This is a genomic window from Methylobacterium sp. WL7 (genome assembly GCF_008040085.1).
Taxonomy (GTDB): domain Bacteria; phylum Pseudomonadota; class Alphaproteobacteria; order Rhizobiales; family Beijerinckiaceae; genus Methylobacterium; species Methylobacterium mesophilicum.
This window is the reverse complement of the sequence record NZ_VRVG01000170.1, coordinates 1-8,605: the sequence shown is the minus strand read 5'-3', so window position 1 is coordinate 8,605 and position 8,605 is coordinate 1. Positions and strand designations below refer to the sequence as shown.

The 8,605-nt window shown below is 65.3% G+C and carries 6 protein-coding genes and 1 pseudogene; 4 read left to right on the top strand and 3 right to left on the bottom strand.

Features of this window, described 5'->3' with window-relative positions:
• From FV233_RS26475 to FV233_RS26460, 4 genes are all read left to right on the top strand, one after another.
• On the top strand, positions 1-1,838 hold a 1,838-nt coding region (locus FV233_RS26475), incomplete at its 5' end, for a glycosyltransferase (protein ID WP_147899286.1).
• A 334-nt stretch (positions 1,839-2,172) separates the two neighbouring features.
• On the top strand, positions 2,173-2,871 hold the full coding sequence (locus FV233_RS26470; RefSeq protein WP_246690096.1) for a hypothetical protein: 699 nt from the start codon (positions 2,173-2,175) through the stop codon (positions 2,869-2,871).
• Positions 2,872-2,957: 86 nt separating this feature from the next.
• Positions 2,958-3,908 carry an NAD-dependent epimerase/dehydratase family protein gene (locus FV233_RS26465; protein ID WP_246690095.1) on the top strand — a complete coding sequence of 317 codons (951 nt, stop codon included), beginning with the start codon at positions 2,958-2,960 and terminating at the stop codon, positions 3,906-3,908.
• Between the two features lie 133 nt (positions 3,909-4,041).
• Entirely contained in the window at positions 4,042-4,716 is a 675-nt protein-coding gene (locus tag FV233_RS26460) for a DedA family protein (RefSeq protein WP_147899283.1), read from the top strand.
• 153 nt (positions 4,717-4,869) lie between these two features.
• Here the strand turns inward: FV233_RS26460 and FV233_RS26455 are convergent, their stop codons facing one another.
• The 3 genes and pseudogenes from FV233_RS26455 to FV233_RS26445 form a co-directional block, all read right to left on the bottom strand.
• Positions 4,870-6,522, bottom strand: a complete 1,653-nt coding sequence (locus FV233_RS26455; RefSeq protein ID WP_147899282.1) for an SGNH/GDSL hydrolase family protein — start codon at positions 6,520-6,522, stop codon at positions 4,870-4,872.
• 64 nt (positions 6,523-6,586) lie between these two features.
• Entirely contained in the window at positions 6,587-7,831 is a 1,245-nt protein-coding gene (locus FV233_RS26450) for a discoidin domain-containing protein (protein ID WP_246690094.1), read from the bottom strand.
• A 76-nt stretch (positions 7,832-7,907) separates the two neighbouring features.
• Positions 7,908-8,605: pseudogene (locus tag FV233_RS26445) on the bottom strand (coagulation factor 5 8 type domain-containing protein); the annotation flags it as partial.

Genomic DNA, 8,605 nt, shown 5'->3' with positions numbered 1-8,605 from the left:
GGCGCGTCTCCGGCGAGTACGTCGCCATCTGCGAGGGCGACGATTACTGGACCGATCCCGACAAGCTGCAGCGCCAGCTCGATTACATGCGGCACAGGCCGGAATACACCCTGTGCTTCCATCCGGTGAAGGTCGTCTACGAAGACATGCCGGAGGTAGAGGAGCAGTATCCGGAGCACCCCAATCCGAAGCCGTCCCTGTCGGACCTCGTCGCCCATAACTTCATTCAGACGAACAGCGTGTTCTACCGCTGGCGATATCGTGGCGGCGAGAAGCTCGAGATCGGCCGCGGTATCATCCCGGCCGACTGGTACATCCACCTGATGCACGCCGAGGTCGGGCGGATCGGGTTCCTGCCGCAGATCATGGGCGTGTACCGTAAGCACGCGGGCGGCATGTGGGCCGCCTTCGACACTGTGCTGGCGCGGCACAAGCGGCTCGGTAAGTCGGAGATCGAGTTTTATCGGCAGCTACGCGGTCATTTCGGCGGCCGCTACGCCGCAGAATACGAAGTCACGCAGAAGCGCATCTTCCGCCGGCTGGCCGAAGCCTATCTCGACGAGGAGGATCCGGAGCGTTTCGCACAGCTGATCGAGGACAACCTCGACATCGCCGAGACGGCCTTGACCGAGCTGGGCCTGACCACCGACTGGCCGCGTCAGGATCCCACCGCCCTGCGGACCTGGATCGAGGATCAGCTCACCCTCAGTGTGATCGTCACATCCTACAACCATGTCGGCACCATCCGACGCTGCCTCGACGGGGTGCTGGGCCAGCGTGGCCTGTTTCGGATGCAGGTCGTAGTCGGCGACGACCGGTCCACGGACGGGTCCGCGGAGATCATCGAGGAGTACCGCCTTCGTCATCCGGATCGAATCATTGTCCGGCCACGTGAGCGCAATCTCGGCATGTTACAGAACATGCGCGATTGCATTGCCGCCTGCACCGGCCGCTTCATCGCGTTCTGCGAGGGGGACGACCACTGGATCTCCGATCGGAAAATCGGCCTGCAGCTGCGCATGCTGCGGACGGATCCATCGCTCGACATGTGCTTCAACTGGGTCCTGCTGCACCACGTCGCGAACGGATCCTTCATGCCGCACGAGGAGCAGGGCCGCTACCAAACCGGGACGATCAGCTTTCCGATGCTCGCTAGGGCCCCGCTCACGGCGAACTTCTCGGCCTGTTTCTATCGGGCTGACGCGCTCCGCCGCGTCCCCGAATCCTTCTATGACGAGCAGGGCGCCGCAGACTGGCTCATGAACCTGTACATCGCCGACAAGGGGCGCATCGCGTTCCTGCGCGAGATCCTGTCGGTCTACACGATCCAGACTAAGGGGCAGTGGTCGGGCCTGGACGAGACCATCAAGAATCTCCTCATCGGCCAGTACCAAAAGCGGTTTGCGACGATCTTCGGGGAAGGGCGCGGATTCGAGAAATACGAGGTCGGCTGTACAATCGCCGAGCTCGACGGCGAGCTGCCAGATTCCTTCGCAAGGGCAAATCTCGAATCGCCTCGGGATCGGGTCTGGGCCGAGGTCCAGGACGGGCAGGTCGTGTTCACGGGCTGGATCGTCGCGGCAAACCGGGACAAGGCGACGCTGATCGCTGAAGTCGACAGTGAGGTGCAGCGCATCCCCGTCGACATCCATCGGCCGGACGTCATCGCGGCGGTCCTTGGGGATATGCCGACGACGATGGAGGAAGCGCGCTGTGGATTCCGGTTTGTCCTTCCCTACGCGCTGCACCTCGAGGTGCTGTTGCAGATCGAGGTCGCGCACGCGGTAGTGCCCTGGCTCTCGATCATCCTGACACACCGCGTGAAAAAGACGGATTAGCAGGCCGCTGCAGAGACGCTGGCCAATTCATGTCTTTGCTCCGATCGCAACGTCGCGAGGTCTCCTTCAATAGCCTGTTCGCACACAGGGCCAGTCGGTTGCGCGGGACCGATCGACTTGGTTGAAGGTCCTGGGATGCTGGTCATCGGGATCGGTCGGGTGAGGATCGGGCTTGCGAGGGCTTTGTCCCGAAGTTCGTCCATCCCTCGCAAGCCCGGCATTACGGAAAGGGAGGCCGGTCATGGTTCGGACCGCTAGTTCGGCGATCGATCCTGATCGCTTTACTCAGATTGCCACCCTAGCCGCGGGTGCACACCGGGAGGGCGGCGGCGCGATGTGCGCAATGGAGGCGGTGGCCTACATCGCGCGCGAGCCACCCTCGGACCAACCGGAATGCGCCTCCCCGAGCATCGCGGCGTTCATCCGCACTTGGAGCGACGGCCTGCCTCAGGCCGAACGTGACGGTCTGATCCTCCCCTTGCTCCCGCGCCTGGTCGGCACGCACGGCTCGGACGTTCTGGAGCGCCGGCGCGTGGTCACGGTCGCGGATTGGCTCGTCCGCACCCACCTGCCGGCGTGGTTTCATCTCGCCAAGCTGAATGTTGAGGCGGATGAACTCGCCGATCTGCCCGAGCTGCAGGCCATCGCCGATCTTGCTACCCTGTGCGATCACCTGAAACGTGCGCGTAAGCGGGCGGCGGTCGCGAATCTGACCCTGCGGCAGACCGGTTCCGTGGTTCGAGCGGCGGCCTGGGATGCCGCACAGCAGGCCGCCTGGGTCACCATCCGCGACGCGCTCGAGGCCGCGGGTCCGCCGATCCTCGCCGCCGGCTGGGATGCGGCCTACGCGAGTGCCTACGCGGCGGCCCGGGCCTACGGGAAAGCACCGCTAGAGCCGACGCGCCGCGCGCTTCAGCACTCCGCCCTCGCCCTGGTCGAGCGCCTGATCGAAGCGCGAGACCCGGCCTCGGACGGGTCCGAGAGGTCGGCAGTCCCGGCACCGGCGCACCATAGCGCTGAACTCCGACCATGAGTGGCGGCCAAGGACGTCATGGGTCGCCGGTCGATCTAGCCGGAGCCGGCCCATCGGCTTCGGCTTTCGCGGGGGCTCGCTGCCTCGTGCTGGGCGGTGCCGGCTTCCTTGGCCTGAACCTGTGCAACCGGCTGGCGCAATCGGGTGCCGAAGTGACCTGCTTCAGCCGCAGCCATACGCAAGCCGAGGCCCTCGACCGACGCGTAGCCCGGGTGACAGGACAGTTCGCCGACCGGCTCGCCATCGCCAACGCGGTCGAGCGTCAAGACATCGTATTTCACCTCATCGCCGGATCGATCCCGGAGAGCTCGAACCGGGACCCGTCCGCGGAACTCGCCGCCGCGCCGATCGCGACCCTGCATCTCCTCGAGATCTGCCGCTCGGCCCGGATCAAAAAGGTCGTGTTCGCGTCCTCCGGGGGGGCGATCTATGGGATCCCGCGCGCTACCCCGATCCCGGAACAGGCGCCGACCAATCCAATCTCAGCCTACGGCATCAGCAAGCTGATGATCGAGAAGTCGTTCTACCTGTACCGGCATCTGCACGGGATCGATTACCAGATCCTGCGGATCGCCAACCCGTACGGCCGCTTTCAGCTTGGCAACAAGCATCAGGGTCTGATCGGAAGCTACATTCACCGCGCGCTCGCGAACCTACCGCTCGAAGTCTGGGGCACCGGCGAGGTGGTGCGCGACTTCCTGCACATCGACGATGTCAGCGACGCCTTTCTCGCGGCGATCCCGTATGACGGTCCCCACAAGGTGATGAATGTCGGTAGCGGCGCGGGCCTGAGCGTCAACCAGATCATCGCCGAGCTGGAACGGGCCTTCGGATGCGACCTCCTGCCCTGTGTCCACAAGCCGAGCCGGGCAGCCGACGTGCCCGCCAATGTCCTCGACACCACCCTGATCCGCTCCGAACTCGGCTGGCAGCCGCGCATCGCCCTACGCGAAGGCCTGATCAGCACGATCGCATGGATGCGCGCCCATCTGGCCGAAGCCAGCGGGGACGGCTCACCCCTGCCCTTCATTCGCTGAAGCGGGAGAAACCACGCCATCTTCGTGCTTGGGAGCACCACGGATGGTATTTCGAACGCGTATTTCGCGCTCCGCCCCGGAGCGGCCATGTTTCTCGCCGACAGGGCAGCCCTCCGATCCGCGAGGAGACCGCATGTCCTTCCTGCACGATCTGCCCATTGCCGACCTGATCGCCAACTACGGTTACATCGCGATCTTCGTCATCATCACCCTGGAGAGCGCCGGCCTGCCGCTTCCGGGCGAGACGGTCCTGCTCACCTCGGCGGCCTATGCCGGCAGCACCGGTAACCTGAGCATCGCCCTCGTTGTGGCGATCGCAGCGACCGCCGCGATTCTCGGCGACAATGCCGGCTACTGGGTCGGCCGCCGCTGGGGCCTGCCTTTGCTCCTGCGCAAGGGCCACATGATCGGCCTCGACCACGGCCGGCTCAAGCTCGGTCAGTACCTGTTCCGCCGGCACGGCGGGAAGATCGTGTTCTTCGGTCGATTCACCGCGATGCTGCGCGCTTACGCGGCGGTCCTCGCCGGCGTGAACAAGCTCGATGCCCGCCGCTTCATGTTCTTCAACGCCGTCGGCGGCGTCGCCTGGGCCTCGATCATGGGCTTCGGCGCGTATCTGTGCGGCCGCTCGATCGAGAACGTCATGGGGCCCGTGGGCCTCGCGCTCCTGGCCTTCGTGCTGTTGGGCGCCGTGGCCCTGTGGATGTTCATGCGCCGCCACGAGGCGCGCCTGATGGTCGATGCCGAGGCCGCGATCCCCGGCCCACTGGTCGAGAGCTCGGTCGTACCGCAGGCCGTGGCGGGATAAGCTACGCTCGCGCGGCTCAGTGAGAAGCCTTGTAAGCGTTTAGCGCAAGCGTCCAAATGATTCGGATAGGTCTTCGTCCGAATCATGAAAGCGTTTTTTGAACGATATCTCCGGGGCTAAGACCGCTACGCCGGTGCTGTCCTCGATCGTGCGCTATCGCTGTGCACCGCCCAGGAAACGCCGGACCCGCTCGAACGGCGTTTGAGGCCGGTCGAGCACCCGCGTCACCTCGGCCGCCAACCGCGCGGCGACGATTTCGCGGGCCGGATCGTCGTAGTGGACGATGTCGTAGAAGGTCCCCTCCTCCCGGTCTCGGAAAATCCCGCTGAGATCGAGCGCCGTGAAGGTGCTCCGGTAGGGCCGCCGCGCCGCGAGCGCGGTCGTGAACGCCTCCAGCTTGGCGTATTGGCGGTCGAGATAGGCCAGGAACGCCCCCGAGGCGACGCTCCGCTCCACCGCGGTGAGGTGGCGTTTGCGCAGCACCGTCGGCTGCAGCACGCTCACGATCGGTACGGCGTGATCGTGGGACAGCTTGGTTAGGCGGTGCGCGGCGAGTTGGTAATGGTGGACGATGGCGTCCTCCCAGCCGGGCGTCTGCCAGCCCACCTCCGCGCGCAGTCGCTTCAGCTCCTCGTAGATCAGCGTCACCAGCGCGTCATACGACAGGCCGTCCTCGCGCGCCCGGGGATCGTGGGTGTCGAAGAAGTGGTCGTAGAGCCGCTCGGTGATGAAGGCGTTGTACGGGTGGCCGGGCCGCGGATCGTAGGTCCAGGGCTGGAACAGGTCGGTGCTGCCGCTCATCACCACGATCGCGTCGGGCCGGTAGCCGACGAGCCGCGACCAGATCAGATGGGTCATCTGCGTGAGGCAGCTCGACATCACGCCGAAATTGTAGACCCGCGCCGCGGCGAGCCCGTCCGCGCGCAGGATCCGCTCGAGGCGCCCCGGCAGGGTGTTGGCCAGCGTGCCGCCGTCGATGGTGGTCGAGTCGCCGACTACGAAGACCCGGGTCTCGCCCGGGGGCTTGTCCGCCGTGATGGCGGTGGCGTTGAGGAAGCCCTGGGCGTCGAACGGGACGCCGTAATGGCTCGCCCCCGGCTTGCCGGCGAACTGGATGTAGGGGCTCGGGTGGCGGGTGTTCGAGTCGAGATAACCGAAATGGTGCAGGAACTTGCGCCGGCGCGCGGCATCCTCGCTCTCGGGCGGCGCCCAGATCTGGTCGACGCCCGGCGCGGTGAGGGCGGCCAGCATCGAGGCCTGAATCGCGGCGTTGCCGGCCGCGTTGAGGCTCACGCCGTCGTCGGCGAGATCGGGCCTAAGCGCGCCCGCGGCATTCGCCAGCACGGGATCGTGGTCGATGAAGCCCGCGCCGTATTCGTGCACGTGGTCGCGCAGCCACGCGTTCACCTGTCCGATGAGTTCGAGGGGCCGCCCGGAAGCGGCGGGTGAGGCCGGGTCGACCGGCGGGATCGAGCCGACCCAGCTGCGCACGTAGAGGTCGCGGGTGTCGGCGAGCATCGCCCGGATGTCGGCCACGATGCCGTCGAGCGACACGCCCGGCGCGCCGCCCAGGATGTCGTCGCGGCCGCAGATCAGGTGCAGGCCCCGGGCGCCGTAAAGGGCGATCTCGGAGCGGAGCCTGCGCGCCATGTCCCGGGTCGTCTGGCCGGCGATCCCGCGCGGCACGGTCTGCGGGCCGGAAAAGGCGTGCGGCATCTGCGCCGTCCAGCCGGCCGTCACCGAATCGCCGAAGAACAGGATCGGCCCGAACGGGAAGAGCGGCCTGTCGCCGGCCGGCGCGCTCATGCGGTCGCCCTCGTCATGGGTGGCGTCATCGTCCGTGATGCGGCCTGTCGTCCGGCACGCCGGGTCAGCGGGCCGCGAAGATCTCGATCCCGTCGAGGTGCAGGATCTGCTCCTCGTCGAGATCGACCTTCAGGTAGCGGAACCGGGCATTGTCCAAGCGTAGATAGAGCGGGAGGCCGGGGTGCCAGTCGGCATCCACGGCGTCGAAGACCAGGCGATACTCGGCCTCGGACTCGCCGAGCCACACCCGCATCATCTGGGCACGCTCGCTAGGCTGCCCCCAGCGGTTGTAGAGCCGGATCTCCGAGACCCGCTCGACCGCGCCGAGGTCGAGCACGAACCAGGGCTTCGGCTCCAGCGCCGTGTGGAAGAAGAACGACGGGTCGCCGGTGGTCCGCTCGCCGTAGAGGCCGTGCGTCCCGGACCAGGGCGAGGCCGAGCTGGCCCGCCAGGTCTTGCCCAGCGCGATGTTCTCGGACGGCCGGACCGAGACCAGGGTGTCCATCTCCAGTTCGCCGACCAACGTCTTGATCTTCTTCGAGGCCTCCCGCAGGGGCGGGATCTCCAGGTCGAGCTTGTAGATTAGGTTCGATAGGATGCTCTGGTCGAAGCGGTGATCGATGAAGCCGTCGAAATCCGGCAGGCCCATCTGGTTGGGAATGTCGGTCACCACCCGTTCGTCGCCGGCATAGCGCAGCCATTCGGCGACCAGGTGACGGGTCTCCGGGCTGACCATGAAGGCGATCCAGGTCGCCTGGATCTGGTCGGCGTTCCAGTAGCGCTCCGCGTCGCAGTCCATGAGCACGAAGCAGTCGCGCTTGGTCCAGACCCGTTGCGGCTTGCCGTGCAGCACGCCCACCGCGACCCGGCGCCCGGATCCGGCGAGCCAGGTCAGGAGCGGCGTGACCGGCGGCAGGGGATCGGCGTCGATCGCCTGCATGCCGGTATCGGTGAACACGATGAAGTCGCCATCGCGGCTTTGCGCGAGCGCCTCGGCGATGATGTAGGGCTTCCAGGCCCAGTTCCCAGCGCCCCGGGAGCGGTCGAGGATCGCCCTGTGCGCCGCATAGAACGGCGTCCCGCGCAGCCGGTCGGGCGACCAGCTCTCGATCGTGTCGAATTCCCCGGTGGCGGCGGCCGCGGCGATTAAGCGGCGCTGGCTTTCGACGTAGTGGTACTTCGCCGCGAAGCTGACCAGGGTGTTGCGACGCGGGCGAAGGCGGCGCCGCTGCTGCATCAGAACCTCGGCCCGGTGCATCGGGAAGGCGTTGACCCGCAGGGCCTCTGAGGGCTGGACAGCGCTGACCAAATTGATCCTCCGGGATGGCTCGCGGCGCTTGTCACCGACTTTCTAAACCACGGCAAGGCGCGCCGCCCGAGGGCGTTCAGGCGTCGTCGAAGGCGAGGTTCTCGAGCGGGTAGTCAAGCATCAACTGCCGACGCTCCGGCGAGTTGTCCCATTCTCCGACTTTGGTGTACGCACCCGCCACATCGAGTACTTCGATGATGGTCCCAATAGTTGGAATGCCACGAAAGTGTTGAGGCCAGCCGGACGCGAAATAAAAGACTTGCTCAACACGTTTCGAAAGATGACAAACTCCTGGCCCGAAGGTTCCAAGGCCAAACACTAAGTAACGCCCGTTCGCTAGCGCCGCGACGTCGTCTGCTAGGGTGCCGCTCTGAGTTGCTAGCGGAATTCCAATTTCAGAAATATATGCTTCTAAGGCGGCAATAACCGGATTGAGACGGTTCTCGAAGACCATCTTAATCGATGAGATCCGATTTTCTGCGAGGAGGCGGCTAATGACTAATTTGTAGAAGGCTAGGGGTGGCTGGGGGTAATGGGGGGCGACCCAGGTGCTGAAAATATCGCCGGAGCGGATATGGATGAGCAATTGATCGCGCGGCTTCTCACTAAATTTGGCAGGCAAGCGATTAAACAACGGGTGGATATAGTTCGTTATGATGTGCCGGGATTCTTTTTGCTCAAGATCTTGTGACAGTTTTTGTACTTTGACGTCAAAAAACATGCCAGACAAAAAATAACCGTCGTCGGAAAGTGCGTCTGTTGATGGTATGAAAG